Raw genomic sequence first — 26,608 nt, forward strand, 5'->3', positions numbered from 1 at the left:
AGTTGTCAAGAATTCGTTTAGATCTTTAATAGCTTGTTGGCGTGTTTTTGGGTTTTCAAGATCACTAGGTTTTATTGAATGCACCTTAGATTTAAGGTCTTCTAATTCCTGTGTTTTCTTATCTTCTTTGTCTAATTGAAAAATGTCTTTTTTGTAAGGATCTTTTGGTATATTAATTAAATTTGGTTCAATATCTTTTTTTATTAAGGTTAATAGTAAGTTGGAGGCTTCTTTAGTTTTTAAGCTTTCAATCAATTCATTTACTTTTTGGAATTTATTGCTTAAGCCCTTTTTAATTAATTCTTTTAATCTGTTTTTTCCAAGTGAGACTCTACCGGTATTAATATCATCTAATATTTCATAGAGCTCTTTTTTTATTAAGTAACTATATGGTCTATGAATTTTTCCTATTATTGTCTGGCTGGGTGGAGAAAGATCACGCTCTTTTTTAGAATTTGAAGGCATCTTTTTTAAAGATTCCCCATTATCATTGTTTAAATATTTACTCTTTTCTGGGTTTTTTAAAATGTGCTCTGAATTTTTTTCTTTGGGAAAATTTGTGTTTTGCTTGTCATTTTCTATTTTTTGAGGGTTGTTTAAAACATGTTCATTGTTTGATTTTTCACTTAAATTTTTTTTTAGTTTTTCCAAAGAAAATAAATTTTTTTGATCATTAATGTTTAATTTGGGATTTGGAGCCTGTATTATTTGATTTTCTTTTTTTTGGGGTATTGTATTTTGGTTTATTTTTTCTGGAATTTTGCTTTTTTTAAATTCAGATATGTCTTCATCTTCAATGCCAACATCATCGTTTCTGTCAGAGTAGTTTTCTGTTATTGCGGTGTCTTTAATGTATCTATTATTAAATGCAATATCAAAATTTTCGTTTACATTTGTTTTTATACTGTCTTGACCTTTAATCTTGTCTAAGATTTGATTTGCAGAATCTCTTTGTAATTCGTTTGATTCAAAAGGACTACTGTTGGCAATTTCTGCTAGTGTATTTGTAAGCATTGCAATATCTTCATTTTGCGGGTATTTATCTTGCAGAAGTTTTGCAACAGAATATGCTTTTTTATAGTTTCGGTCTATTACACTGTTTTTAACTTCGTTTAGCATTATTTCTCTGTTTTTATCATTTAATTTTCTTTGATATATATAGTAACCAAAGCCCCCAAATGATAAGATAATTAATAAAATTAAAAGCAACAATACCGAAAAATTCGTACGTTTTTTATTCATCTATGTATAACTCCTCTTGCCAATTAAGTTTTTCCAGCTCAATTAAAGAATTTGTTTCTAGATTGTCGTTAAAACCATCTTTAAGTATTTGGTTTTTATCTTCTTTTGCGTATACAATATGTTCGGTTCTTCCCTTTAAACTTTTGTCAAGTTTTTCAAGATTAATTTTTTCATTTCTTAAATAGCTTATTATAAGCAAAATACTGTCTTTTTTTTCTGTTTTTGATCTAAGGGTAATAAATTGTGAGTAGTCATGGATAGCCATAGTATATGAATCCCAAGCTTTTTGGTATTCTTTTTCTTTAGATGTTATTTTGCCCTGTTGAACATAGGCATTAGCTCTGTTTAGTAGAGCGCTGTCATAATTGGGTTTGCTTTTAATAGAGTTGGAATAATATTTTATTGCTAGAGGATAGTAACCTTCTCCTCTGTTAAACATTATGTTTCCTAATTCATAATATAGTATATAATCTATTTCGCCTCCTATTGCAATTCCATCGAGCAAGGCCCCTTCAGCTTCTGTTAGTTGGTTATTTTCTCTGTATGCTATTGATAAAAAGTAATAGCCAAGTTGTACTTTTGGATATTTTTTAATAGCATCGCTTAGTGTTTCTATTGCTTGAATGTAATTTTTGTTTTTCATTTCTTCTTTACCAATTCTAATTAGCCTTTGAGAATATGCTAATTTTGAATTAAATATTAAAATTAAAAATAAAACAAAAATTGTAAAATTTTTATTTAATAATAAATAAATTTTCATTTTTTCCCATTCTGTTTAATTTAGATTAAATGTCTTTAGCTTTCATAAGTTCTTTTTTAAAATTTATTTTTTGCTTCAATTTTGCTTTGAAAAAAGAAATAAATTCTAATAAACCACTTTTTTCATTAGATTTTATCTTTTTATTGTTTTTTAATTCTATCAAATTCTCACAATATATTAAATAGTATAATGCAGGCAATAATTTTTTCTCATTTTCATTTTCTAGTTTTTCAATAAGATTAAATCTTATATTTTTGAGAATAATTTTTAAAATTCTTGATCTTGTTTTTAGTGATTTTATTAAAAGATATGATTTTTGATAATCTAGTTGGTTGGGATTTATTTTTTGCATTTTTATTATTTTTTTAGGTATTGTAATTTTATTCTCGTCAAGGTAAAGCAGTATATCTGATATAAACTTGAAATGCTTATTTTCAATATTAGGGTAAAAGGATAAAAAATATACAAATATTTGATTTTGTATTTCAAAAGTTTTAGTTTTAAAAAATTCTTTCATGTGTTGGCAATAAATTTTTTTATCCTTATTATCAGCATAAATATAGAATGAAATCCATCCATAAGTTTCTATATTCTGAGAATTTTTTTCGACGTAGTTTATAATACTTTGCATGAATGCATTTTTAATGTACTTGTCTTTAAATAAGCTTGAGCTTTCGTAAGGGTTGAAATTTATTTTGTCAAAAGATGTAAAAAAATCTTCTGTTTGAAATTTTGCGTTTATAATTTCTTTAATTTTTTCTTTTATATTGATTAATTTGTGTTTTTCAATGTATTCAAGTGCATTTATGAAAGATTTCCAATTATTCGATATTTTGTCCCTGAAAAACCAAGTTAAATATTTTTTTATTATTGTTTTCTCAATTACATATAAATAACACTTTAATGTGTCTTGGAAATCCTTTGGAATGTATTGTGTAAAATCACTGAAAAAATAATTAAAGTTAATATTTTTACTCGAACCTTTATAAAAAATTTCGTTAAGACTTAAAGTTTTTATTGCACGTAAGTAGTTTAAAATTTCATTGTATTTTAGCGCTAGAATTTCTTCTTCTAAGTATTTGTAATATTTTATTAAAATTTTTATAAAAATGTTTTTACTTAAACATCCAACTGGCCAATATGTAAGTATTAGCATTTTTTTTAGTTTTATTAGTCTGCTTTCTTTATTAATTAAGCTTGATTTAAAAACTTTTTGATTTTCTGATTGATTTTTTAAATTTTTATTTATGATATTTAATATTTCAATTTTATTTTTATTTCTTACAGCTACTAGAATATCTATTGTTTGTTCCAAGTTGTCAATGTTAATATTGCTAGAAAAATTTAATATAATTTGCTTGTAAATGTCTTTTTTTTCTTGAGAATAATAAGGATTATTTTGTATTTCAATTAGTTTTAAAAAATTATTAGATTTTAGTTTATATGTTATTCCTAGTTTTTTAGTGTTAAAGTTGGATTCTTTGCTTATTTGAGTTAAGTTTTTACTTTTTACTATTTCTAATATCCATTTTTTAATTATTTCATTTTGAGTTTTTTTGTAGTAGTATTCTTCAAGCGAAGTATTTAATACATTTTTTTCCTTTGCATAATCATTGCTAATTTTTATAAGTTCAATTATTTCAGGTTTTTTTAATTTGTAAAGTTGGGAAGAAATGCTATATTTTAAAACTTTTTCTTCTATATATTTGATTATGTATTTTTTTAATGTAGCAAGGGAATTATAAAATTCTGGATCTTTTTTAATCGTTTTCATTTATTCTTTTTTTTATAACTTTCATTAAATTTTTATCTTTTTTTGCAAAATTTATTATTGCCTCTAAATAGCCTTCAATAGTTCCTATGTCAATTCTTTTTCCCTTAATATTCTTATATAATACTTTTTTTTGATCCATTAGTTTTTTCAAAGCATAAATGTGATAATACTCACCTTTTTTATGCAGTTTAAATCCTTCTTCTAAATGTTCAAAAAACTCATAGTTGTATAAAAATCTTCCAATAGATGCTTTATTGCTAGGTTCACTTCCGATTTTTGGTTTTTCAATAATGTTTTTTACATGGATTTTGTCTTTGTAGAGATCTATTACCCCATATCTGTTTATATTTTCTGGATTTTCAATAATAGATATTATGTTTTTTCCAGTTTTTTCATGAAGTTTGATCAATTGTAAGCTTAATGGTGGGTTTCCAATGTGAAGATCGTCAGGGTAAGCCACAATTACAGGTTCTCTGTTTATCCAGGGTTTTGCATAAAGTAGCGCATTTCCTGTGCCCAGCATTTCTTTTTGTCTTATGAAGCTTATGTTAATTTTTTTGTTTTTAATCTTTTCTAATTCATTTTCTTTATTTTCTTTTAAGAAAATATTTTCAAGTTCAATTTCTCTGTCGAAATAATCTTCAAGAGCTTTTTTTCGCCTTGAGCTTATTAATAAAATGTCTTTTATTCCTGAATCGATAAATTCTTGGATAATATAATCTATGGCTGGTTTGTTTAAAATTGGCAACATTTCTTTTGGAATTGTTTTTGTTATTGGTAAAAATCTTGTTCCATACCCAGCTGCCAGAATAATGCCTTTCATACTTTTCTCTCTTGAAATAAGATTATATCAAAAATTTAATTTTATATATTAAATGTTTTTTAAAATTGTTTTAAAATCTTTACTTATGTATGTAAGTTCGGGTAAATATAAAGGTAAAAAAATTTTATTTCCCAAGACCGGTGTTATTCGTCCTGTGATGTCTATTGTTAGAGAAGCCTTTTTTTCTATTATTTTCAAGGATATTATTAACTCAAAATTTTTAGATGTTTTTGCAGGAACCGGCATAATGTCTGTTGAGGCTCTTAGTAGGGGAGCAAGTCTTGCCCATCTTGTTGAATGTAATAGAAAAACTAAAAGTACATTAGTGAAAAATTTTAGCTTTGTTGAGGAATTTTATAAGTTTTTTTTTCAAAGAGCAGAGGATTTTTTGGTCAAAAAAGATCTTTTTTATGATTTTATTTATCTTGATCCTCCTTTTAATTATAAAAATAAGATTAATCTACTCGAGATTATTTTAAAAGGTAAAATTTTAAATGATAAAGTTAGCATTATTATGCATTGTCCTTTTAGTGAAAATTTGGATATAAATACATCAAAATTTTCAGTTTATAATTTAAAAAGGTATGGGGGATCAAAACTTATTTTTTTAAGAATATTATAGGATTTAATTTTTTTCATGGTTAAAGAGGACGAGTTGAATTTCATTTTTATTTAATTCTGGAATGTTGTTTTGTATCGCAAAGTCATCCGCAATTTTTAATGGATTTTTTTTGTAATTGCCATTAGCATCTTTTATTAAAATTTCTCTGTTTTCAAGATCCATTATTATTTCTTCTATTTTATAAGTCTGGTTTTTTTTGTTTATTATGGATAGATTTGGCATAATGCTCATTTTGTATTCAATAACAGCAGCTTGAAAAAGATTTTCATTATTATTTTTTTTGTTTACACTTACTATTTGTCCGTAATCAAAAGGTGCAAGTATTGTTAAAAAATTTTCTAGCATCTTAATGTCAAATTTTTTATTTTTTGTTTGCTCACTTGGTTCTTTCCTGCTCCAGAAGTATTCTCCACTATTTTCTGTTAGGAATTTGACAGCCTCTAAAGGGTTAGCGCTTTCTTTTATTATTATTGGATTTACTAATTCATCGTAGGTATCTATTATGCAAAAAATCCTAACAAGCTCATGAATAAATTTGTTGATTTTCAGTTGTGGATACCCAGTAGCATCAAGGTATTCTTTTTGCCCATTGATTATCATTTTTGTAATAGCTGAAATATCCTCTCTTATTCTAAATAAATTCTTAGCAATGTTAATACTTTTTTCCAAGTGTTCTATTTTTAATTTGTGATGTTCTTTTAAATTTTTGTCTTTAAGGCTTATTTTGTTTCCTATATTTTCTAATATTGTTGTATGCATTAATCCTATTGAGTGTAACAATGATCCAAGTGCGGCTTGTAGTATCATGTCTTCTGGGTAAAAAAATTCTGTAAATTCGGTATATTCAGTTTTATCAAGAACAAATTTCATAGTTGAGCGCGGGGCATTTTGCAAAGATCTTACTTTATTTAAATTCGCAATTGTAATTAGAAAATAAATTGTTGTGTCGACTGAATGTAGCAGTATTGAATCGCCTTCTGTTTTAATTTTACCTTTAAAAAATTCATAATCTCTTCTAGCAGAATATAAATATAATTTTTTTAAAGTTTTTTTATCTTTAAGGTTTTCTTTTGTTCTAAGCTTTTGAACATCAAAATAATGATATATTTCTAATAAAATTTTTTGCAAAGATATTATTTTATGTCTTGGAAGTATTTTAAAGCTCCCTTCTAATATTTCTTTCCAATAAATTTGATTGGGCTCGACCTCCATTAATGTATTTATTTTCATGATCGGTTTTTTCCCTTTGGTAAAAAATATTAGGTCGTCTTCTCTAAAGGGTTTATATACATCTTTTAGATTATCTATTAACTTTTCTCTTAAATAATTAAGATCATCATTTAAAATTTCTTCATTTATTTTTTTTATCAGGTCCTCATATGAGACATTTTCTTCTTTTTTAAGTACAGGAATGTACGGAGTATTACCTTTAGCAAGTATTTTGATAATTTTTTCATTTACTCTTGTTCCAAGTTTTGATAAATTTCCTATTCTTGCAAAAATTACGTCTTGTTCATTTAGATCCTTTATTTGCTTTATTTCTTTAAGTATCACTTTGAGATCCTTTTAATCTTTAAATAAATATCGCCGAGGAGAATCGAACTCTTGACACAAGGATTTTCAGTCCTATGCTCTACCAACTGAGCTACAGCGACAATTGTAATTTAACTAACATGCTGCCGAGGAGAATCGAACTCCTGACACAAGGATTTTCAGTCCTATGCTCTACCAACTGAGCTACAGCAGCTTTTATTCTAGTACCTTAATTTTTCCATAAGTGTATATGTTTGTCAACTCTTTTTAAATTTTAGCATTTTAAATGCAGCGCTAAGAAAATGCTTTATAGTTGCCTTAGACTTTAAAATAAGCAATTTTGAATTTATAGAATAAATTTTCAATTTATTTTGTGAAGATATTTAAAGAAATCCATATCTGTTGAGAAAATTTTTCTTTTATCTTTTAATACCGCTTTATAGCTTTCTAATGCCTGCCAAAATTTGTAAAATTCAATATTTTTACCATATGTATTTGAATAAATTCTTGCGGCTTCTAGATCCCCTTCAGCTTTTATTTTTGCAGCAGTGGCTTTTGCTTCGCTTAATAGGCTTAATTTTTCTTTTTCTATGCTTCCAAGAATTTCTGTTTTTTCAGCTAACCCTATACTTCTTTGTTCTTCTGCGATTTGTTGTCTTTCTGAAATCATTCTGTTGTTTACGGATTCAATAAGGCTTGGATCATAAGTAACTTTTCTTATTAGTACGTCTACAATTTCAATCCCAATATCTTTAGTATTGTTGTTTGCTATATGAATTATTTCTTTTTCGATTATCTTTCGCCCTTTTGTTATTTTATAAATACCATTGATTTTTGTTTCTTGTGGGGTGAGTATTCCATTAGACAAACGTTGAATTGGATCGTTTGAGCTTCTTATAATTTCGAGCAAAGGATATTTTGCAATAACTCCTCTAACAGCTGGCTCAATTGCTGCGTCAATTCTAACGTAAGCTCTATTCATTGTTTTTATTGTTGTATAGAATTTATTTATGTCTGCAATTTTCCATCTAGCTGTTGTATCAATCCATATTAATTGCTTTTCTTCTCCCCCCGTTGGGATTCTTTGGGGTTCTCCATCCCATCTAAGAATGATTTTGGGAAATATTTGTACATTTTCAATTAATGGAATCTTATATTTAAGACCAGCTAAACTTTCAGTTCTTTGGATTTTTCCAAGTCGAGTGGTTATTGAAATTTCATTTTCTTTTAAAATATAAATTGGTTGAAAAATGGACAAAATAGTTAAGCAAACTATTATTGTAAAGGTTATAATTTTTATAGTAGAGAATAAAAGGTTTATTATGAATTTCATTTATTTTACCTCTTTAAATGGTAGAAAATTTTTTAAGTTTTTATCAATTAATTCAATATTATCTTTATTTTCAAGTATTTCTTTCATGGTTTCATTGTAAAGCCTTTCTTTTGTAATTTCGGGATTTTTTAAGTAAGCGTTTAGTATGGCATTAAAAATTTCTGTGTCTGCTAATGCATTGTTTATTCTGCTTTCTTTGTATCCCCTGGCTTCTTCAATAACTTTTAATGCTTCACCTTTAATTTTGGGAACTATTTGATTAAATTCTTTTTTTCCTTCGTTTATGTATTTATTTTTGTCTTGAATAGCAATGTTTACATCTTCAAAGGCCTCGTAAACTTTCCCTTTTGGGGGTAGGGCATTTCTAATTTGTACTTGCACCACATCAATACCGAGATTGTAATTATTTATTATTTCATTCATGGAAGATTTTACACCTTCTGTTACTCCTACTCTGTTGTCATTTATTATTTCAAAAATGGTATTGTCTCCAATTAATCTATTCATTGACGACTTTGCAATATCTTTAATTGTTGTCTCGGGGTCTTCTACTTTAAATTTAAATGAATAAGGATCTCTTATTTTGTATTGTACTAACCATTCAATGTTTATGATGTTTAAATCTCCAGTAATAATCATGCTTTCATCGCGCGCACTGTCGCTTTCTCTAATATCGTTTGGAGATATTATAAATCCAAATTTAATTTCTTGGACTATTTTTACGGGTACTATAAATTTTTCTTCAATTAATGGAATCTTAACATGTATTCCTGAATCAAGAGTTCTGTTAAGCTTGCCAAGACGAAGTACAATTGCTTCTTCTGATGGCCCGACTATGAATATATTTGCAATAATTATTATTAATATAAGTATTAAAGTAATAATAATTATTAAATATTCGTAAATTTTATTAAAAATTTGTTTTATTTTAAACATTTGCTTCTCCCAATGTTTTTAATTATTTTTACTTTGTAAGCGAATTTTATCACTACTTCTTGGATTTGATAAAAGTTATTGTTTCGATTTTATTATTTTGAATTTCCTTAATAAAATATTCCCCATCAGTTGTTTTTACGGTTTCGTCTTTTTTTGGTATTTTATCAAGTAGATCTATTAAGTATCCTCCAATTGTATTTGTATATTCTTTATGTTTGATAGATATTCCAACTATCTCTTCGATATCATCAAAAGTAGTTTCTCCAAGTATTGAGTAAGTATTGTCGTTGATTTGTGTAATCAGAGGCTTTTCTTCGTTAATGTCGTATTCATCAGATATTGCTCCAAAAATTTTTTCTACTATGTCTTCTATTGTAAGTATTCCTGAAAAACCACCATACTCGTCAATTACGATTGCCATTATTTTTTGCTTTTCCCTCATAATATTTAGTATGTCTTTTATTCTTTTGTTTTGTTGTACAAATACAGCCGGTTTAATAAATTGAGAAACGTTTTTATTCATATCTTTTTTATTGACTTCTATTAGGTCTTTAGCTATTAAAATTCCAATTATTTGTTCTCTGCTTTGCCCTTTGTATATAGGAATTCTAGAGTATCCTTCCTCTTTGATCAATTTAATTATATCTTTTACTTTTGATGAGCTTGAGAGTGAAAAAACTTCTGTTCTGTGAGTCATGATCTCAGAAGCCCTTACTTGATCTATGTCTAACATTTTTTGCATAAATATTCTAGAGTCGTTTTTTAAAATTCCTAAATTTCCTGCTAAAGAGAGCATATTTTTTATGCTCTCTTTAGTCATTTGATGACTTGTTTTAATTTTAAAGAGTTTTAATATTTCTTTTATTATTTTGTTTATTATATATATTAACGGGGTAAATATAAAAATTAATGGTTTTAAAAAAAATGAAGTAGATAATGCAATAATTTCATTATTTAGAATTGCAATTTGTTTAGGAAGTATTTCTGCAAAAATTAAAACGATTATTGTTATTAAACCTGTTGATATTGCAAGCGCGCTGTTTCCATATTTTTCAAGCACAAATTTCGTTGTAAGTGTACTTGCTATAATATTTGATATATTATTGCCGATAAGAATAGTGGTGATTAATTTTGAAGGAGATTGAACCAAGTTGTATACCGATATTCCTGATTTTCCCCTTTTTCTTATATCTTGTATCTGAATCATGCTTAAAGAAGTATAAGCGGTTTCAGATGCCGAGAAAATAGCAGATAATATTATAAATAGTAGTATCACGATTAATTCTAACATATATGTATTATTTTAATTTATCTTTAATAAAAATGCTTTAAGTTATACTCTTAAACAATAAAAATATTTTTGATTTGACCTTAGAAGGCGCTGACCGGAATCGAACCGGCGAATCAAAGTTTTGCAGACTTCTCCCTTAGCCACTTGGGTACAGCGCCTTGTAACATTGCTTAGTTTATTAAAAAAATAGAAAATTGTAAATATATTTTCTATTGAAGCATAATTTTTGAATTTCTTAGCTATTTTTATTAGTTTTATGTAAAATTTTAATGTATGAATAAAAAACTTAATGACGTTTTATTAAAATTGGATCAAGATTTAATAAAATATGTAAAAGGTTCTCTTAATTTAGAAATATCAGGAGTTACTTACAGTTCTAAATTAGTTTTACCCAGGTTTGTGTTTTTTGCTCTTCCAGGAATTCGTTTTGATGGGCATGATTTTATTGAAATGGCAATTCAAAAGGGTAGTAATGTTATTGTGTGTTCACAAGATTTGGATTTTTACAGCCCTAATGTTACTTATATTAAGGTAGATGACTTTAGTATAAGAAAATTTATGTCTAATTTTTCAAATATTTTTTATGATGAGCCTTCAAAAAAATTAAAAGTTATTGGAGTCACTGGTACTGACGGTAAAAGTTCTGTTTGCTATTATATATATCTGCTATTAAAAAAAAGGGGCATTAAAGTGGGCTTTGTATCGACGGTATTTTTTGATGATGGTAGCGGGAGCTTAATTAAAAATCCTTACAGACAATCAACCCCCGAGTCAACAGAAATACATGCATTTTTAAGTAATATGGTTAAAAATGGGGTTCAATATGCAGTTCTTGAATCTACTTCTCATGGGCTTGATTTTGAAACAGCAAGACTTATTGATGTTAATTATTTTGCGGCTGTTTTTACTAATATTGGACATGATCATCTTGAATTTCATGGTACAATTCGAAATTATGTGAATGTAAAGTTAGGCCTTTTTCAATCTGTTAGCGATGATGCTGGTTTTGGTGTTATTAATCTTGATGACGTTTATTCTTCTGACTTTAAGAATGCTATTAAAAAATCTTTTACTTATAGCTTAAAAAATAGTCAAGCAGATTTTTTTGTCAGTTTTATTGATGAGAAAACAGATTCTACCAGGTTTGAATTTTATTACAAAGGGATTAAATATTTTGCTAATGTTAATCTGCTAGGAAGCTTTAATGTTGAGAATGTAATGGCTGCTCTTATTTTGGTTTCTAAACTTCTGAATATCGACATTCAAGATATTGTTGATGAGCTTGTTTGTATTAAAAGTCTTGATGGGCGTATGGATAGCATTAATTTGGGGCAAAATTTTTCTGTAATAATTGATTATGCTCATACCCCAGGTGCTTTTTCTAAACTTTTTCCTATTTTTAAAAGATTTGCTATAAATAGATTGATTTCTGTTTTTGGATCTGCAGGAGAAAGAGATGTTGCAAAAAGATTTTTACAAGGACAAATTTCAGATATTTATTCTGATTTAATATTACTTTGTGATGAAGATCCAAGAGGCGAAAATAGTATGTGTATAATTAAAGATATTGCAAAAGGGATTGTGAATAAAGTTGTAAATCGGGATTTATTCTTTATTCCCGATAGAAGGCAGGCTATTGAAAAAGCAATAAGCCTTGCAAGGGCAGGAGATTTGGTTGTAGCTTTAGGTAAAGGTCATGAAAGTTCAATAATTTACAAAAATAGAGAAATGTTTTGGAATGAACAAGAGGTAGTTAAAAATGCTATTTTAAGTTTAGAAAAGGAGAAGTGATGTGAAAAAAAATCTTATGTTAATATTTGGTGGTGTTTCTTTTGAACATGAAATTTCTTGTAAATCTGCTTATAGTATTTATTTAGCCCTTTTAGATTTAAATAAATATAATATTTATCCTGTTTATATTGACAAGTGTTCAGGTATTTGGTATTTATTAGATTCTGTTTCTGATCCCCCAAATCCTATTAATACAGATGTTTTGCCTATTGTTAGTTTATTACCAGGTCTTGGAATTTTTTCAAATAACAAAAATCTTGATATTGATGTTGTTTTTCCCGTTGTTCATGGAAGAACCGGTGAAGATGGTGCTATTCAGGGAGTTTTAAAAGTTATGGACATTCCTTGTGTTGGTGCAGGCATTATGGGAAGCGCTATTTCTAGTAATAAATATTTTTGCAAACTTTTGCTTAAAAGTTTTAATATTCCTATAGTGCCTTTTATTGGGTTTAGGCAACATGATTACTTTTTAGATAAAGAGGAAGTAAAAAAAAATGTAAAGGAGAGTTTAGGCTATCCTGTTATTGTTAAGCCTGCAGTATTAGGGTCTTCGATTGGAATAAATGTGGCTTACAGTGAAAATCAGATTGAATCTTTTATTGAGGAAGCTTTAAAATATGACCTTACCATTGTAATAGAGAAATTTATTGAAGCTAGAGAGATCGAATGTTCTATTATTGGCAATGAAAAGATGAAAATATTTTCTCCTGGGGAAGTTGTTGTTCAGGATTTTATATTTTATGATTATGATGCTAAATATTCTGTTATTCCTGGAAATTCTATTATCTTTAACATCCCCGCACATCTTGAGACAAATCAGTTGTTAAGCATTAAGGAATATGCCTTTCTTGTTTATAAAAATTTAGAACTCAGAGGCATGGCAAGAGTTGATTTTTTTGTTGAAAAAAAATCAGGAGTAATCTATCTTAATGAAATAAATACTATTCCAGGATTTACCGATATATCTATGTTTGCTAAAATGTGCAGTCATGATGGTCTTCAGTTTAAGGACTTGGTAGATAATTTAATTGATTATGCTTTTCAAAGTTACATTAATAGAAAAAAAAGGATTAATTTTGAAGATTAATTTAATTTTAAAGTTTTTAGATTTTCAATCTCTTTGTCATTTTTTAGCTTAAAGTATTCAAGGTTTTTATATTTTTCTGCTTTAGGCAATGTTCCTGAATATTTTACCTTATAAGAATAATTTATTTTTATATTTTTTTCTTCTGTATTGGTGGTTTTATTATAAATTTTAACTTGATTTTTTTTAATATGAAGATTTGCAAATGCTTCATATACTATGTCGTCTTGAGATTTAAGAGTAAATGCAATTGTTGTTTTTTTAGAGTTAATTTTTTTAAGTGAAAATATAATTTTATTAGCCAATATTTTATAAGGAGTATTGCTTTGATAAATTATTAGCTTAGATGCGTTTTTAAAATGTAGCTCGATTTGATTTGCAATTTTTTGAGTAACCAAATCGATGCTATAAACAGCTCTTTCTGCTATATCTATTTTTTTAAAATCAATATTCATTAGCTCATCATTGGCTTTAATGCTAGTTTTTAATATTTTTTCGTTTGCTTGTAAAGTTAGGTTAAAGTCATTTGAAATTATTTGAATAGGATTTTTATTGCCTTTTGGGTATTCAATTTTTATTTTATTTATTTTTTCTGGAAAACTAACCGTTTGTTCTATTTGTATTATATGACCTTCTTTATTAATATTGCTAGATATTATGATTGTGGTTATTAAAAAAAAAGTTATAAGATTAAGATTTTCAGCTTTTTTTAAATTTTGTTTAATTTTTGGAAGTTTAGATTTTAAATGTTTTGAGATATTAATAAATATAGTAGAAAAAAGACAAATTGAGATTAGATAGCTTAGTGTAAGCGTATTTGTGATTGATGTAGTATTTTGTATTAATGTTATTAATATAAAATTAATTAACCAAATAATTATTACTATTATTTTTTGAATAATAGTATTTTTATTTGGTTTTATTAATAGCATAATGCTTTTTATGATAATTATTAAAATAAATTCTATTTTAATAAACATTAATATTATTAGTTCAATAATAGATGTTGATATTGCTAGGTATTTAAGTTGTCTGTAATTTAAATATATTGTGAAATTATATGTAAAAAGAGACAAAAGATTATATACTAGTAAAGTTGTAAAAAAAGTTATTAGATATTTGGGATTTGTTATGCTGTAAGCCGTTGTGTTTTCATAGCTTCCAAATATTTTATTTGTAATTAATAAGGATAGGTAAGTGCTTAAAAATAAAGTAAAAAACAATCTTACTAATTTGTAGTAATTATTTTTTACTTTCTTCATGACCAATCCAGCTTCTTTGAATTTTCTAATAAATACAATTATAATTAAGTTATAACAAACGTAAATTAATGCTATTAAAGCAATTTCATTGATTATTATTTTTTTAAAAGGAGTGTCAATTACAATATAGTGTATTTCATCAGTATTTTTACTTTTGTATTTATTAGTTAATGCTTCTTCGATTGATTTGTAAATTTCAAAAATAGTATTTTTATTTTGAGTTAATATAGGATTTAAATTGTTATTTATTATTAAAAGCGGTATAGATTCATCCCAATATAGATTGTATAAGTTGTTTAACTTTTTTTCAGTTATTTTTGATGTATTAAAATCAACTTTATTCTTTTCAAAGGTTTTTATAATAGCTTTTAAAAATCCCAAATTTGTTTTTGAATTTGTTATGAAAGATTCATTTTCTAAGTAAATTTTATTTTTTATTCTATTTTCGTTTAGCATTAAGTATATTGTATTTGTATTTTTCCCTAAATACTTATTGCTAAGTAAAATTCTACTGCTAATTATTGTATTTTGTTCTAAAGAATCGTCTTCAACAAAAAAAAAATTTATATTGTTTTCAGGGTTAGTATTTTTAAGTTTACTCAAAAGCTCAATGGCAATCCCAATTGCTAAATTATTTTTTAAATTATTTTGTATTTTAATTGGAATGATTATATTGTAAATATTTGTGCTTTTCCCTTTAATTTTGGAGTGTATTATTTTTTGAGAATATCCAATAAATCCAATTTCTTGCAAAGAATATTCCATATATTTGATTTCATTTGTATTAAAATATTTTTTTATATAATTAAAAGTGTTTATTATTTTTTCTTGGAGTTTTTTTGGTTTATGAATTTTTTCAATATGTGCTTTTATATTTTTTTCAGTTTCTATGTTTGCAATTTTATTGCTTAAATTGGATACATTTTTTTCTATTTTATTTGGCGCAATAGGGATGTTTTTTAAGTTAATTAATAATAATAACAATATCTTAATTATCATAATTTTTAATATCTTCTTCTACTTGCATTATTTGTAAGATATTTGGGTTTTCTTTTAAAGCATAAATAATTTTTGCAATATTTTTAGCATTTGATGAGACTATTATATTTGTTATTCCATGGCCATTTCCGCAGTCTTCTATTTTTTCGCTAATAAGTCTTACATCATTTATTGTAAAAATATTTTCAAGATAACTAAATATCCCTTTAAATTCTTTTAAAAGCAAAATAATGTGATGCACTTTTCTAGTTGGTGTTGCCTCCCACTCAACTTCAATCAACTGATTTTTTTTATAGTATTTAAGCTTTTGACAATTTTCATTGTGCACTATTATCTCATCTTTATGTATTATTCCAATAATATCTTCACCTGTTGTGGGATTGCATTCAGAATCCACCGCAATTCTTTTTATTTTAGTTTTGGTATAAGCTTTAAATAAGCTAAAAAGCTTTCTTTGTTCTTTGTTTGCTCCAACAAGATACGCAATAATATTATTGTCTACAAAAATTGTGTTGTCATTTTTGTTAAGCCATGATCTAATTTTTGATCGGGCTTTTTTTGTTCTTACACTGTTTAGCCATATTACATCTGGTTTTGAGTCTTTTGATGTGAATATTTCAACGATTTGTTCGTTTTTAAGTGGTTTTGTGATTGAGCTTATTTTTCCATTTATTTTTGCATAAAGAGCCTGATCTCCAATATCTGTGTGTATTATGTATGCAAAATCAATTGAATTTGATCCGAAAGGAAGTTCTACTACTTCTCCTTCTGGAGTGTAAACATATATGAATGTATTTAATAGCTCTTTGTGTATATCATTCATTGAATATTGACTTTTGTTAGCGGATTCTTGTTGCCATTTTTTTATTCGGTTTATAAATGAAAGATCATCAGCTTTGAGTGCAATTTGTTCTTTGTATATCCAGTGAGCTGCAACCCCGTAATTAGCAATTCTGTCCATTTCTTCTGTTCGAATTTGTATTTCAATAAGCTGGTTATCCTCAGGTATTCTTACGGTAGTGTGTAGTGATTGATATTTATTTTCTTTTGGGCTTGCAATATAGTCTTTAAGTCTTCCTGGAATTGGTTTCCACACTCTGTGAACAATTTCTAATATTTCATAACATTCTTTTTGTTTTTTGCAAATTATTCTTATTCCCAGAGTATCAAAAATTTGAGTCAGCTTGTTTGTTCTTGTTTGCATTTTTCTAAATATTGAATAAAAGTGCTTTGATCTTACTGTAATTTCTGCTTCGATTCCGCTTTTTTGAAGTTCTTTTTCTATTGATAATTTGCCTTTGTATAATTTTTTTTCTCTTTCTATTTTTGTTTCGGATAAAAAATTTTTTATCTCTTTATAATCTTTAGGATAAAGATGCTTAAATGAAAGATCTTCAAGATATGTTTTAAGAGATGAGATTCCAAGGCGTTCTGCTATTGGAACATAAGTTGAAAGGCAATCTTTTGCAATTCTATCTTGTCTATTTTTGGGCAAATAGGAGAGAGTTGTCATATTGTGAAGTTTGTCTGCCAGTTTTATTATTATTATTCTAATGTCATGTGTCATTGCAAAAAACATTTTTGAAATAGTATTAGCTTCTTTTATGCTTCTTGTTTTATTGTGTAAATCGTGAATTTTAGTTACACCATCTATTAAGCTTAAAATTTCCTCGTCAAATTCTCTTACTATTTCTTCTTTTTCAATATTTGTATCTTCAAGTACATCATGAAGTAGTCCGGCAATAGTTGCTTTAAAATCCAGTTGAAATTTAGCAAGAAATAATGAAACCATTATTGGATGAATAATGTAAGGTTCTCCACTTTCTCTGTATTGGCCATAATGGAGTTGTTCGGCTATTTCTAGAGCTTTGAATATGTTTTTTCGTTCAAATTCATCTTTGTAAGTATTTTCAATAGTTTTTTTAAAAATACTTCTAGCTTTTTCAAGATCATTTATTTTTATTAAGTGTGCAATCTCATATGCTTGTATCATGTTTTTGTCCTAATACCAACGCCCTTGCTCTTTTTTCAAGATCATAAATTGTTTTTAAATGTGAAAACCCTTTTTTGATTGCAAAATCTTTTAAACTTTTTATTTGCCAAGGAGCCGATTCTATTATTATGAGTCCATTTGGGTTAAGTTTTTCTTTTGCTTGGCTTAGTATTTTTCTAGAAATATTAAGCCCATCTTTTCCAAATCCTAAAAGAGCTCTTGAAGGTTCTTTTTTTATTTTATTTTTGATTTCTAATTCTTCTTTGTTTAAATAAGGAGGATTTGTAATAATTATATCAAGCTTCCCTTTTATACATTTTAGCAAATTAGATTGGATTATTTCTACAAATCTTTCAAGTTTGAGCTTTTTTGTATTTTTTGTGACTATTTGTAAAGCTTTTATTGAAATATCTGAGAGCATTATTTTTTTTTTCATATAATATGCAATGGAAAGCCCTATACATCCGCTTCCGCAGCATAAGTCTAATATTTTTTTAAAGCCATTTTGTTGGATTTGAATTAGGGCTTCTTCTACCAAACATTCTGTATCAAATCTTGGGATTAAGACATGCTTGTTTAGAGTAAATTCAATACCCATAAATTCTTTTTTTCGTAGTATGTAGTGAATAGGAGTTCCTTTTTCTATGTTATCTATGTGATCAAAAAAAAGGTTTTTTTCTTTTTTTGTTAAGCTTTTTTTTATATTTGCAATTATTAACTCTTTTTTAGTTTTTAAAACTAATTCAAGTATTAGAAGCGCTTCTATTGTATCTAAATTTTTACTTTTAGCATAATTTATAACCTCGTTTACATTCATTACTATATATTATTGCTTTTTAATGTTTGTTCTTGAAGTTCTATTGTCAAGGGATCAAGAAGTGGATCAAGTTCTCCTTGCATAAATTCTTCTAATTTATAAAGAGTTATGTTTGCTCTGTGATCCGTTATTCTATTTTGAGGAAAATTATAGGTTCTAATTCTTTCAGATCTGTCTCCTGAGCCGACTTGTTGTTTTCTATTATTTGATCTTTGTTCTTGTTTTTTGGAATCTTCAAACTCATAAAGTCTTGCTCTTAATATTTTCATTGCTTGATCTTTGTTTTTATGTTGACTTCTTTCGTTTTGGCATTGTACAACAATGCCTGTTGGTAGGTGTGTTATTCTAACTGCAGAATCGGTTGTATTAACGTGTTGTCCACCAGCTCCAGATGATCTGTAAACATCAATTCTTAAATCTTTTTCATTAATATCAATTTCAGTTTCTTCAATATTAGGTAGTACCGCTACAGTAGCAGCAGAGGTTTGAAGTCGTCCATTAGACTCTGTTATAGGGATTCTTTGCACTCTGTGAACACCACTTTCGTATTTTAATTTTTTAAATACATCTTTTCCTTTGATTTCAAAGATTATTTCTTTAAATCCCCCAAGTTCTGTTTCATTGAAGTTTATGATTTCTGTTTTCCATTTTTTTTTCTCTGAATATTTTATGTACATACCATAAAGATTATTTGCAAAAAGAGCTGCTTCTTCTCCGCCTGTTCCAGCTCTAATTTCAATTATTATATTTTTACTATCATTTTCATCTTGAGGTAAAAGTAGTATTTTTATTTCATGTTCAAGATCTTCTTTTTTTTTGTCTAGATCAATTAGTTCTTGTTTTATTAGCTCTTTCATTTCTTGTTGATCTTCTTTTTCCAAGATTATTTTGTTATCCTTAATTTGATTTAGTATTTTTTCGTATTCAATTTTTTTAGTATTTATTTTTTCTAAATGTGTATATTCTTTTATTATTTTTGAATATTTTTTTTGATTTTTAATTAGATTTATGTCTTGTAATTTTTCTTCTATCGACTTAATCTTACTTGTTGCTGAATTTAATTTTTCTAAAAACATTATGATTTCTCCTGAAAGATAGTAATAGTTTATATTAATTTTAGATTTTTTTGTTTAACTTTTTAGTAAGTTTCGCATTAGGCTGCCTGTTTTTATATTTTGTTTTAATATTTTTTAAAAACTGCTTTTATAGAATAAATAGAATAAGCTTGAATAAAAAATCAATTATATTTTTTTATGTTTTTTTATATAATGAATGTTATTAAGTTGGATATTAAAGTTAGATTAGGTTTTATTGTATTTATATATAAATTGGTCTTTGCATATTATTTGTAGTTGTATTTAAGGTAATTAAAGTTATATCTTTGATAAACCGATTTAAAAGGGGTATTTATGTTTAATGAAAAAATTTTGGATGCTTTAGAGGATCTCTCAAATATTTCTGATGATCAACTTCTTGATGTTACTGAAAAATCAAAAAGAGGATATCAGTTGATCAAAGAAGAAAGACTTTCTGAAGCAGAAAGCTTGTTTTCTGATATCCTTGAAAAGGATAATGAGAACAATTATGCTCTTGTTGGGCTAGGGGATATTGAAAGGAAGAAGAATAATTACGATAAAGCAATAGTTTATTATCAAAGATGCCTTGTAAAGCACCCAAACAATAATTATGCTCTTTTTGGACTTGGAGATTGTTACAGAAGTTTGGATGATTATAAAAAAGCTACAGACATATGGGAAGAGTATTTAAAATTTGATCCTGAGAATATAACGGTTTTAACAAGAGTTGCGTCATCTTATAGAAAATTAAAAAATTTTCAAAAATCTAAGCAAACGTATCTTAAGGTAATGGAATTAATGCCTGAGAATGATTATGCCCTTGTGGGGATTGGTCATTTGTATTACGATTTTAAAGAATATAAAGAGGCTTTAAAGTATTGGCTTAAAATGTATGAATTAAATCAATCTAAGGTTGACGTTAGGGTATTAACTTCAATTGGCAATTGTTATCGTAAGCTAAGGGAATTTACCAGGGGAATTTATTTTTTTAAAAAAGCTTTAGAGATTTCACCTAGCAATTTTTATGCTGTTTTTGGGCTTGCTGATTGTTATAGGGGGAATAAGGACTATAAAGAGGCTTTGAAATATTGGCTTGATATTATCGAAAAAGATCCAAAAAATAATTTGGTTCTTACAAGAGTAGGAGATGCTTATCGCTATTTGAATGATTATGAAAATGCTCAAATTTATTATAAAAAGGCTCTTGATGTTGATTTTGATATGTTTGCCATACTTGGACTTGCTCTTATTCAAAAGGAGCAAGGTAAATACGAAGAAGCATTAATAGCGATTAAAAGTTTAATAAAAAACAATCCTAAAAATTCAGCATTATATGTTAGCGCTGCTGAATGTTATGAAGCATTAGGACAGATTGGAAATGCTGTTGATATTTTATCAAGTTTTTTACATCTTGGTATGAAAAATATTATTGTTATTGATTACCTTACAGCTCTTAGGAAAAAAATGGAATGATGAACTGTGTACTTGAAACTGAAAAATCTATTTTTTTTGATAAATTAATAGATACCCATGTTCATTTTTATGAATTAAAGAAAAGATCTTTGGATGTCAGTTATATTATTAATGAATGTTTTAAAAACGGCTTTTCTTATTTTCTTGACGTTGGTTTGCACCCAGATGATTTTAGTAGTAGAAAAAATCTTTTAAGCTCCTATTCTAATGTGTTTTTAACATCAGGTATTCATCCTTTAAATTTAGGTGATCGTTTTAAAGATGATATTAAACAGCTTGAAAAAATTTTAGTTAGTGAAAATGTTGTTGCTGTTGGTGAGATGGGTCTTGATTATTTTAAGGCAGATAACAAGAGATTGCAAATTAAGGTTTTTGAAGAGCAATTATATTTGGCTGGTAGATATAAAAAGCCAGTTATTTTACATATAAGAGATGCCTATGATGATGCTTATAATATTGTAAAGTCTTTAAATTTTTTAAATAGAGGCATATTACATTGTTATTCAGGAACTTATGAGCATGCTAAAAAATTTATTGATTTGGGATTTAAAGTTTCTTTTTCAGGTAATATAACTTTTAAAAATGCGGAACCTTTAAGAATTGTTGTTGGTAAATTAAATGTCAACGATCTTTTAATAGAAACGGACAGCCCCTTTTTGGCTCCAGTTCCGTTAAGAGGTAAAATAAACTCACCTTTGTTTTTAGGATATGTATGTCTTGAGATTGCAAGGATCAAAAATTGCTCCGTTAATGATGTTGCTATTGCCGTATACAATAGCTTTAAAGATCTTTTATTGTTGCAATAAATTGTTTATTTGTAACTATTGTGTACATATTTTATTATTAGTTGTAAGTTTAATTATTTTTATTGTTCATAAATGTTGAATTCATATTGAAAATTTTTTTCAACGTCTTTTACTATTTTTATTAAATCAGATGCTTTAAGCGTAATTATATATTTTAGCTTAATAATTTTTAAGTCTTTTCTTGTATTGCCAATTAATACAAATTTTATATTTTTGAAAAAAGGTGAATTTGATATCTTTTTTAAAATAATATTATTATCTCTTAAAGAGAACAATATTACTGTTTGTGTTTGGGGAGTAATAAATGTTTTCACATAGGATATGTTTTTTTCGTTTATTAGGGTAATATTAACATTTTTTTCTTTACCTTTTTTTTCCAAGTATTCAAGATCTTCGCTATTTAGAGATTTGTCTCTAAATAGCAATGTTTTTTGAAGGTCTATTAATTTTCCATTAAGCAGGAAATCAATAGATTTTTTTAGGGAAAATTTTATTTTTGATAGATGAAAAATTTTCTCTTTTAAAATTTCGTTATTTAGTATTTCATTATTTGATTTATGGGTTAATAGTATTTTTTTTATCGTTTTAAGCTTATCTTTTATAATTTCTAGGCTTTTTTCATTTATAAATAGTATTTTATTTTTTATAAATGGAGTTTTTTGAATTTCAAAAAAATATTCGGTCTCATCCGAGAAAATTATTGCATAATTAAATTGTTTTTCAATAATGGAATCTTTTTCACATCCTTGTGTTAAAACTACTAAGATAGCTATTACAATAAGTGTTTTTAGGCTAGGCATTTTATTTTCTAGCATACGTATTGTTAATTGTTATAAATATTAAAGCTAGTGCAAATATTATTAAGGCATAGATGCTCATATTAGTTAGAATTAATGTTTTCAAAGTTGCAATAAACAATTCTAAAAATAGAATAGGAGTAAGAATGATTTTATATTCTTTTATTGAGTATTTTTCGCATTGTTTAATTTTATTTTCAAAGATTATGGCTGAAAATATTAATTCTATTGCATTAAGTATTGGTAATTCAATATATTCATAGACTCCAAAAATTTTACTATTTAGGATTACTATTTCTAGGTTTTTAGAAAATATTAGTCCAAATGCGAAATATATAAGAATTGTTAAATTTACTCTAAACGAAGAATTTTCATTTAGAGTAAAAAAAAATATAAATATTAATAGTGGGAATATATAGTAGTATAAATGTTCTTTGATAAATATTGAAATTCCTAGATTTATTTTTGATGTGTAATTTAATTCAAATGATCTATATAAAATAAATTCTTGAGTTAAATAAAGAAAACAAAAAATTGTTATTGCAAAAAATATTGCTAAAGCATGGGCTTGGATATTTTTTGTTTTACTTTGTCTTAACTGAGTATTTATATAAATTTTCAACATTAGTGGTAGACTCGTTAATAAAAACAAACTCATTATAAGTATAATTCTACTTTTAAACGTTTTTTTAATCAATCGATTGGTTAAAAACTTGTGTGATTTGGAGTGGTTTTTGTATATTTATTTTTTTATCAATGTTATTAATGTTACTACTTTTTTCAAACATTCTTCTTAGAATTTACTTTTTAGTGAATGTATATTAAAATTAAGTATTATTATTATTAATATTAATTACTAATTGATTTAGGAGTATGTATTTTTAAATGATAAATAGAAATGCCAATAGAGATAGGGATAGGTCCAGATCAAATGACAAGGAATTGAAAATTAATTACAGAATTAGGGCCCGTGAAGTAAGAGTTATTTTTGAAAATGGAACGCAAGAGGTTTTATTGATTGAAGATGCTATTAAAAAAGCAAAAGAAGCTGGGCTTGATTTGGTTGAGGTTTCTCCCAATGTTTCTCCTCCGGTTTGTAAAATTATTGATTATGGTAAATATAAATTCCATCAAGAAAAGCGTCAAAAAGAGCAAAAAAAGAATCAAAAAGTAATTAAGCTTAAGGAAGTCAGAATGCAGCCTAAGATAGATACTCATGACCTTGATTTTAAATCAAAAAATATTTTGAGTTTTCTCAAAGATGGTAATAAGGTTAAAGTTACAATAAGATTTAGAGGTCGTGAGCTTGCTCATACATATTTAGGATATGGTATTTTAGATAGTATTCTTGAAAAAGTAGGGGATGTAAATTATGTTTTGGAGTCTGCGGCTAAAATGGAAGGTAAGACAATGTTTTTGATTGTAGCGCCTAAGTTTAAAAAATAAATATTAAATCAAAGGGGATGAAATGGCAAATAAGATGAAAACACGCAAAAGTGCAAAAAAAAGGTATTCTTTTACTGTAAATGGTAAGGTTAAGTATAAAAAACAGAATTTAAGGCATATTTTGACAAAAAAATCTTCTAAGCGTAAGAGAAATTTAAGAAAATTAGGCAGTCTTTCTTGTTTTGAAGTTAAAAGAATTAAAACTTTATTACCTTATGGTTAAAATAATTTTAGGAGATAGATATGGCTAGGGCTAAAAACGGTACAGTTCATGTTGCAAGACGTAAGCGAATTTTAAAAAAGACAAAAGGGTTTTGGGGTACAAAAAAGAGTAACTATAAAAAAGCTAAGGATACCTTGAGAAAGGGTATGATGTATGCTACAAGAGATAGAAAGACCAGAAAAAGAGATTTTAGACGCTTATGGATTTCAAGAATTTCAGCTGCTTTAAGTGGTACTGGGGTTACCTATTCAAGATTTATTGAGGGTTTATTGAAGTCTAATATAAAAATTAATAGAAAAATTTTGTCTAATTTGGCTATTGAAGATGTTAAAGCTTTTGAAAAAATTGTTTTAGAAATAAGAAAATAAAAAATTAAAACTCCTGGGAGGTTTAATTTTAAGGATTAGAGTTATTTTTTTGCGACATCTCATTAAATTTAGGAATTTGAGGATTTTAGTCAATGATAGCCAAAAGCAATTCAGAGGTTAAGAATAAAAATTCCGCCTTGAAAAATAGCGCTAAATAAAAACATTCTTATGTTGGCTTTTTGGGAGTTTAGTTTGTTTTAAGGATTATTATTGTGCAGCTTATTTCTCTTAATAATATTGAAAAGAAAGAGAGCTTTATTTATTACAGAAATGTATATTTTGCTGATGTTGTTTATAAGTATAACGATATCTTAGAGGTTAAAAAAGTAAGGTTTGTAATTGAGGTTACACCATTAGGAGAAAAGCATATCACCATTGATTTTATAGATCTTTTGAATTATCCTGTTTTAAAGTTAATGGTTGCAATTAAAAGGCGCATAATTGATTTGGAATTTAAAGGGAAGCTTCCTTGATTTTAGAATTTAAATCAGAAAAAAAAATGATAAATTTTTCCAAATCTTTTTTTTATCCTTTGCCAATGGGTAAAATATTTGTTTTAAGTGGTGATATGGGGTCTGGAAAAACCAGTTTTTTAAAGGGGCTTGCTTTTAACCTTGGAATTTCTTATTTTACAAGTCCAACTTATAACATTGTTAATGTTTATGATTTTGTAGGTTTTAAGTTTTATCATGTTGATTTATATCGGGTGTTTTCTTTGGAAGAATTTGAGCTTATTGGGGGATTGGAAATGCTTGCGGATCTTGATTCAATTATTGCTATTGAATGGCCACAAATTGCTTTGAGTGCTCTTCCTAAAGACAGATTATTTTCTTTAACTTTTAAAATAGTCGGTTCAGGTAGGGTTATAGAATTTAATGGTTAATGCACTTGCATTTGAATATTCATATAAAGCATTAGTAGTTGATTGTAGAATTAATAATAAAAATTTTTCATTAGTTGAATTTAAATCAAATTTTAATTTTAGTATTCCAAAAATTTTCAATGATTTTATAACTAAAAATGGCATTGATCTTAATCAAATTAAATTAATTGTAAATTCCTGTGGACCTGGTTCTTTCACTGGTCTTAGAGTTAGTTTAAGTTTTGTAAAAGGTCTTGCTTTAGGCCTTTCTATTCCTTTTGTCAATATTTCTACATTGGATGTTTTTGCAAATTTAGTTAAAGATAGTTCTAGCGTAATTGTATTAACTTTTACTGCTGGTAAATATTTTCTTGGGCATTATAAAAATCGCGAATTGGTGGGTAAGATTTTGTGTTTTTCTAAGGAAGATTTGTTTGAATATCTAGGGCAGATTAATCCAAATTCAGTGCTTGTTGGGTACAATCTTGAGGATATTTGTAAGGAATTCAATCATAAATTTAAAATCATTGAAAATTTGAGCTCGTTTGGAAGAATTTTAACAGAACTTGGGATAACTAAATACTTAAAAAATCGTAAAAGCGATGATATTTTATCAGGCCCCCTTTACATAAGACAAAGTGATGCTGAGATTAATTTTCATTTTTGAAATAATGGTTGAATAGACTTTTAATTTTGCCTATATTGTGTTTGTCTTTTAGTATTGATTTTTTATTTTCTTCTATAATAAATTCATAAATTTCAGATCTAAATATTTTAATGTTTTCAGGAGCTTTAATTGCTATTTTAACAGTATCCTTTTTTATCTCTAATATTAAAACTTCAATATTAGAGTTTATTTTGATACTTTCATTTACTTTTCTTGACAACACTAGCATTTTTATTCCTTGAAAACTTTATGGTGTAGCGAGTATTTTTCACTTGTGCATATAGCTTGTTTTCCAAGCAATTTTTTTTTATTTATTATGATTGGTGCTTTTAGGTTGGCTGTAATGTCTTTATAATCATTGACATGCATATTAATTATGCATAGTATAACTTTTTCATCTTCTGCTTTTGCTTTAATGTCTGACCAATCTTTTTTCTGTATACTTGGCAAGTATTCGCTTAAAAAATTAAAAGGAGACGTTACTAAAAAACTTACGTCTTTATTGATGGATTGCATAATAGAAAAAGGCTTATATTTAGAGTCTTTTATTATAAATTTTTTAATATTTTCAAATCCAAGTATTCCTTCGGGGAAATCAAATTCTATGCCTATACTGTTTTCATTTGTCAT

At 26.6% G+C, this 26,608-nt stretch carries 26 protein-coding genes, 3 tRNA genes and 1 pseudogene; 11 read left to right on the top strand and 19 right to left on the bottom strand.

What is annotated here, in order from left to right:
* The 4 genes and pseudogenes from HNR35_RS03215 to HNR35_RS03230 all read right to left on the bottom strand — a co-directional run.
* Positions 1–1,242: pseudogene (locus tag HNR35_RS03215) on the bottom strand (hypothetical protein); the annotation flags it as partial.
* A complete protein-coding gene (locus HNR35_RS03220) occupies positions 1,235–2,002 on the bottom strand; it encodes a tetratricopeptide repeat protein (RefSeq protein ID WP_183223891.1) in 768 nt (255 codons plus the stop codon). The gene HNR35_RS03220 and the pseudogene HNR35_RS03215, both read right to left, overlap by 8 nt.
* A gap of 25 nt (positions 2,003–2,027) precedes the next feature.
* The gene (locus HNR35_RS03225; protein WP_183223894.1) at positions 2,028–3,776 is read right to left on the bottom strand and encodes a BB_0208 family protein; all 1,749 of its coding nucleotides are present in this window, start codon (positions 3,774–3,776) and stop codon (positions 2,028–2,030) included.
* Entirely contained in the window at positions 3,763–4,599 is an 837-nt protein-coding gene (locus HNR35_RS03230; protein WP_006433464.1) for a UTP--glucose-1-phosphate uridylyltransferase, read from the bottom strand. The genes HNR35_RS03225 and HNR35_RS03230 overlap by 14 nt, the downstream gene beginning before the upstream one ends.
* A 52-nt stretch (positions 4,600–4,651) precedes the next feature.
* On the opposite strand from HNR35_RS03230, the gene rsmD reads away from it, so the two are divergent.
* Complete coding sequence (gene rsmD, locus HNR35_RS03235; protein WP_006433598.1) at positions 4,652–5,221, top strand: 16S rRNA (guanine(966)-N(2))-methyltransferase RsmD; 570 nt, start codon at positions 4,652–4,654, stop codon at positions 5,219–5,221.
* 3 nt (positions 5,222–5,224) lie between these two features.
* On the opposite strand, the gene HNR35_RS03240 is transcribed toward rsmD, so the two are convergent.
* From HNR35_RS03240 to HNR35_RS03270, 7 genes are all read right to left on the bottom strand, one after another.
* Positions 5,225–6,775 (bottom strand): HD domain-containing phosphohydrolase, encoded by a 1,551-nt coding sequence (locus tag HNR35_RS03240; RefSeq protein ID WP_183223895.1) that lies wholly within the window; start codon positions 6,773–6,775, stop codon positions 5,225–5,227.
* Between the two features lie 28 nt (positions 6,776–6,803).
* Positions 6,804–6,876: transfer RNA gene (locus HNR35_RS03245), tRNA-Phe, on the bottom strand.
* Positions 6,877–6,895: 19 nt separating this feature from the next.
* Positions 6,896–6,968, bottom strand: a tRNA-Phe gene (locus HNR35_RS03250).
* Between the two features lie 147 nt (positions 6,969–7,115).
* The gene (gene hflC, locus HNR35_RS03255; RefSeq protein ID WP_006433501.1) at positions 7,116–8,087 is read right to left on the bottom strand and encodes a protease modulator HflC; all 972 of its coding nucleotides are present in this window, start codon (positions 8,085–8,087) and stop codon (positions 7,116–7,118) included.
* Positions 8,088–9,023 (bottom strand): FtsH protease activity modulator HflK, encoded by a 936-nt coding sequence (gene hflK, locus HNR35_RS03260; RefSeq protein WP_006433613.1) that lies wholly within the window; start codon positions 9,021–9,023, stop codon positions 8,088–8,090. It abuts the gene before it with no gap.
* A gap of 52 nt (positions 9,024–9,075) precedes the next feature.
* Positions 9,076–10,314 (bottom strand): hemolysin family protein, encoded by a 1,239-nt coding sequence (locus tag HNR35_RS03265; RefSeq protein WP_183223897.1) that lies wholly within the window; start codon positions 10,312–10,314, stop codon positions 9,076–9,078.
* An 85-nt stretch (positions 10,315–10,399) separates the two neighbouring features.
* A tRNA-Cys gene (locus tag HNR35_RS03270) sits at positions 10,400–10,472 on the bottom strand.
* A gap of 115 nt (positions 10,473–10,587) precedes the next feature.
* Between HNR35_RS03270 and HNR35_RS03275 the strand changes: the two genes are divergently transcribed.
* Together HNR35_RS03275 and HNR35_RS03280 are read left to right on the top strand one after the other, a co-directional pair.
* Entirely contained in the window at positions 10,588–12,105 is a 1,518-nt protein-coding gene (locus HNR35_RS03275) for a UDP-N-acetylmuramoyl-L-alanyl-D-glutamate--2,6-diaminopimelate ligase (protein ID WP_183223899.1), read from the top strand.
* A 1-nt stretch (position 12,106) separates the two neighbouring features.
* Positions 12,107–13,192, top strand: coding sequence for a D-alanine--D-alanine ligase (locus HNR35_RS03280; protein WP_006433458.1), 1,086 nt, complete (start codon positions 12,107–12,109; stop codon positions 13,190–13,192).
* On the opposite strand, the gene HNR35_RS03285 is transcribed toward HNR35_RS03280, so the two are convergent.
* From HNR35_RS03285 to prfA, 4 genes are read right to left on the bottom strand one after another with little or no spacing between them, the layout of a single operon-like run.
* Positions 13,189–15,450, bottom strand: a complete 2,262-nt coding sequence (locus tag HNR35_RS03285; RefSeq protein ID WP_040353467.1) for a hypothetical protein — start codon at positions 15,448–15,450, stop codon at positions 13,189–13,191. The two genes, HNR35_RS03280 and HNR35_RS03285, sit on opposite strands and share 4 nt — an antisense overlap.
* Positions 15,440–17,443, bottom strand: coding sequence for a guanosine-3',5'-bis(diphosphate) 3'-pyrophosphohydrolase (gene spoT / locus HNR35_RS03290; protein WP_183223901.1), 2,004 nt, complete (start codon positions 17,441–17,443; stop codon positions 15,440–15,442). The genes HNR35_RS03285 and spoT overlap by 11 nt, the downstream gene beginning before the upstream one ends.
* Complete coding sequence (gene prmC, locus HNR35_RS03295) at positions 17,427–18,260, bottom strand: peptide chain release factor N(5)-glutamine methyltransferase (RefSeq protein ID WP_183223903.1); 834 nt, start codon at positions 18,258–18,260, stop codon at positions 17,427–17,429. The genes spoT and prmC overlap by 17 nt, the downstream gene beginning before the upstream one ends.
* Before the next feature lie 2 nt (positions 18,261–18,262).
* Entirely contained in the window at positions 18,263–19,336 is a 1,074-nt protein-coding gene (prfA, locus tag HNR35_RS03300; protein WP_183223905.1) for a peptide chain release factor 1, read from the bottom strand.
* A 333-nt stretch (positions 19,337–19,669) separates the two neighbouring features.
* On the opposite strand from prfA, the gene HNR35_RS03305 reads away from it, so the two are divergent.
* Positions 19,670–20,809, top strand: coding sequence for a tetratricopeptide repeat protein (locus HNR35_RS03305; protein WP_006433577.1), 1,140 nt, complete (start codon positions 19,670–19,672; stop codon positions 20,807–20,809).
* The gene (locus HNR35_RS03310) at positions 20,806–21,615 is read left to right on the top strand and encodes a TatD family hydrolase (RefSeq protein WP_183223907.1); all 810 of its coding nucleotides are present in this window, start codon (positions 20,806–20,808) and stop codon (positions 21,613–21,615) included. The genes HNR35_RS03305 and HNR35_RS03310 overlap by 4 nt, the downstream gene beginning before the upstream one ends.
* 59 nt (positions 21,616–21,674) lie before the next feature.
* Here HNR35_RS03310 and HNR35_RS03315 read toward each other — a convergent pair whose 3' ends face one another.
* Complete coding sequence (locus tag HNR35_RS03315; protein ID WP_419465734.1) at positions 21,675–22,430, bottom strand: hypothetical protein; 756 nt, start codon at positions 22,428–22,430, stop codon at positions 21,675–21,677.
* The gene (locus HNR35_RS03320; RefSeq protein WP_006433523.1) at positions 22,417–23,070 is read right to left on the bottom strand and encodes a hypothetical protein; all 654 of its coding nucleotides are present in this window, start codon (positions 23,068–23,070) and stop codon (positions 22,417–22,419) included. Before HNR35_RS03320 ends, HNR35_RS03315 begins: the two co-directional genes overlap by 14 nt.
* Before the next feature lie 227 nt (positions 23,071–23,297).
* Here HNR35_RS03320 and infC point away from each other — a divergent pair, with 227 nt between their 5' ends.
* From infC to tsaB, 6 genes are all read left to right on the top strand, one after another.
* Positions 23,298–23,858 carry a translation initiation factor IF-3 gene (gene infC / locus HNR35_RS03325; RefSeq protein ID WP_006433434.1) on the top strand — a complete coding sequence of 187 codons (561 nt, stop codon included), beginning with the start codon at positions 23,298–23,300 and terminating at the stop codon, positions 23,856–23,858.
* Between the two features lie 22 nt (positions 23,859–23,880).
* Positions 23,881–24,081: a 50S ribosomal protein L35 gene (gene rpmI, locus HNR35_RS03330; RefSeq protein WP_006433573.1), complete on the top strand. Its 201-nt coding sequence runs from the start codon at positions 23,881–23,883 to the stop codon at positions 24,079–24,081.
* 20 nt (positions 24,082–24,101) lie between these two features.
* Entirely contained in the window at positions 24,102–24,449 is a 348-nt protein-coding gene (gene rplT / locus HNR35_RS03335; RefSeq protein WP_183223909.1) for a 50S ribosomal protein L20, read from the top strand.
* A 212-nt stretch (positions 24,450–24,661) separates the two neighbouring features.
* Positions 24,662–24,922 (top strand): hypothetical protein, encoded by a 261-nt coding sequence (locus HNR35_RS03340; RefSeq protein WP_006433631.1) that lies wholly within the window; start codon positions 24,662–24,664, stop codon positions 24,920–24,922.
* Positions 24,919–25,332 carry a tRNA (adenosine(37)-N6)-threonylcarbamoyltransferase complex ATPase subunit type 1 TsaE gene (tsaE, locus tag HNR35_RS03345; protein WP_183223911.1) on the top strand — a complete coding sequence of 138 codons (414 nt, stop codon included), beginning with the start codon at positions 24,919–24,921 and terminating at the stop codon, positions 25,330–25,332. Before HNR35_RS03340 ends, tsaE begins: the two co-directional genes overlap by 4 nt.
* Positions 25,325–25,978: a tRNA (adenosine(37)-N6)-threonylcarbamoyltransferase complex dimerization subunit type 1 TsaB gene (tsaB, locus tag HNR35_RS03350; protein ID WP_183223913.1), complete on the top strand. Its 654-nt coding sequence runs from the start codon at positions 25,325–25,327 to the stop codon at positions 25,976–25,978. Before tsaE ends, tsaB begins: the two co-directional genes overlap by 8 nt.
* Here the strand turns inward: tsaB and csrA are convergent.
* Complete coding sequence (gene csrA, locus HNR35_RS03355; RefSeq protein ID WP_004790391.1) at positions 25,962–26,207, bottom strand: carbon storage regulator CsrA; 246 nt, start codon at positions 26,205–26,207, stop codon at positions 25,962–25,964. The genes tsaB and csrA overlap by 17 nt on opposite strands.
* Positions 26,208–26,209: 2 nt before the next feature.
* Complete coding sequence (fliW, locus tag HNR35_RS03360) at positions 26,210–26,608, bottom strand: flagellar assembly protein FliW (protein ID WP_183223915.1); 399 nt, start codon at positions 26,606–26,608, stop codon at positions 26,210–26,212.

The organism is Borreliella spielmanii (assembly GCF_014201705.1).
Taxonomy (GTDB): Bacteria; Spirochaetota; Spirochaetia; order Borreliales; family Borreliaceae; genus Borreliella; species Borreliella spielmanii.

Bases quoted from the DNA above. Each gene is read 5' to 3' on its own strand.
- HNR35_RS03265 (WP_183223897.1), bottom strand. From the start codon at position 10,314: ATGTTAGAATTAATCGTGATACTACTATTTATAATATTATCTGCTATT.
- prfA (WP_183223905.1), bottom strand. From the start codon at position 19,336: ATGTTTTTAGAAAAATTAAATTCAGCAACAAGTAAGATTAAGTCGATA.
- csrA (WP_004790391.1), bottom strand. From the start codon at position 26,207: ATGCTAGTGTTGTCAAGAAAAGTAAATGAAAGTATCAAAATAAACTCT.
- spoT (WP_183223901.1), bottom strand. From the start codon at position 17,443: ATGATACAAGCATATGAGATTGCACACTTAATAAAAATAAATGATCTT.
- fliW (WP_183223915.1), bottom strand. From the start codon at position 26,608: ATGACAAATGAAAACAGTATAGGCATAGAATTTGATTTCCCCGAAGGA.
- HNR35_RS03285 (WP_040353467.1), bottom strand. From the start codon at position 15,450: ATGATAATTAAGATATTGTTATTATTATTAATTAACTTAAAAAACATC.
- rsmD (WP_006433598.1), top strand. From the start codon at position 4,652: ATGTTTTTTAAAATTGTTTTAAAATCTTTACTTATGTATGTAAGTTCG.
- HNR35_RS03220 (WP_183223891.1), bottom strand. From the start codon at position 2,002: ATGAAAATTTATTTATTATTAAATAAAAATTTTACAATTTTTGTTTTA.
- HNR35_RS03315 (WP_419465734.1), bottom strand. From the start codon at position 22,430: ATGCTAGAAAATAAAATGCCTAGCCTAAAAACACTTATTGTAATAGCT.
- HNR35_RS03225 (WP_183223894.1), bottom strand. From the start codon at position 3,776: ATGAAAACGATTAAAAAAGATCCAGAATTTTATAATTCCCTTGCTACA.
- rpmI (WP_006433573.1), top strand. From the start codon at position 23,881: ATGGCAAATAAGATGAAAACACGCAAAAGTGCAAAAAAAAGGTATTCT.
- HNR35_RS03305 (WP_006433577.1), top strand. From the start codon at position 19,670: ATGTTTAATGAAAAAATTTTGGATGCTTTAGAGGATCTCTCAAATATT.
- HNR35_RS03320 (WP_006433523.1), bottom strand. From the start codon at position 23,070: ATGAGTTTGTTTTTATTAACGAGTCTACCACTAATGTTGAAAATTTAT.
- infC (WP_006433434.1), top strand. From the start codon at position 23,298: ATGATAAATAGAAATGCCAATAGAGATAGGGATAGGTCCAGATCAAAT.
- HNR35_RS03310 (WP_183223907.1), top strand. From the start codon at position 20,806: ATGATGAACTGTGTACTTGAAACTGAAAAATCTATTTTTTTTGATAAA.
- hflC (WP_006433501.1), bottom strand. From the start codon at position 8,087: ATGAAATTCATAATAAACCTTTTATTCTCTACTATAAAAATTATAACC.
- hflK (WP_006433613.1), bottom strand. From the start codon at position 9,023: ATGTTTAAAATAAAACAAATTTTTAATAAAATTTACGAATATTTAATA.
- HNR35_RS03275 (WP_183223899.1), top strand. From the start codon at position 10,588: ATGAATAAAAAACTTAATGACGTTTTATTAAAATTGGATCAAGATTTA.
- tsaB (WP_183223913.1), top strand. From the start codon at position 25,325: ATGGTTAATGCACTTGCATTTGAATATTCATATAAAGCATTAGTAGTT.
- HNR35_RS03230 (WP_006433464.1), bottom strand. From the start codon at position 4,599: ATGAAAGGCATTATTCTGGCAGCTGGGTATGGAACAAGATTTTTACCA.
- rplT (WP_183223909.1), top strand. From the start codon at position 24,102: ATGGCTAGGGCTAAAAACGGTACAGTTCATGTTGCAAGACGTAAGCGA.
- prmC (WP_183223903.1), bottom strand. From the start codon at position 18,260: ATGAATGTAAACGAGGTTATAAATTATGCTAAAAGTAAAAATTTAGAT.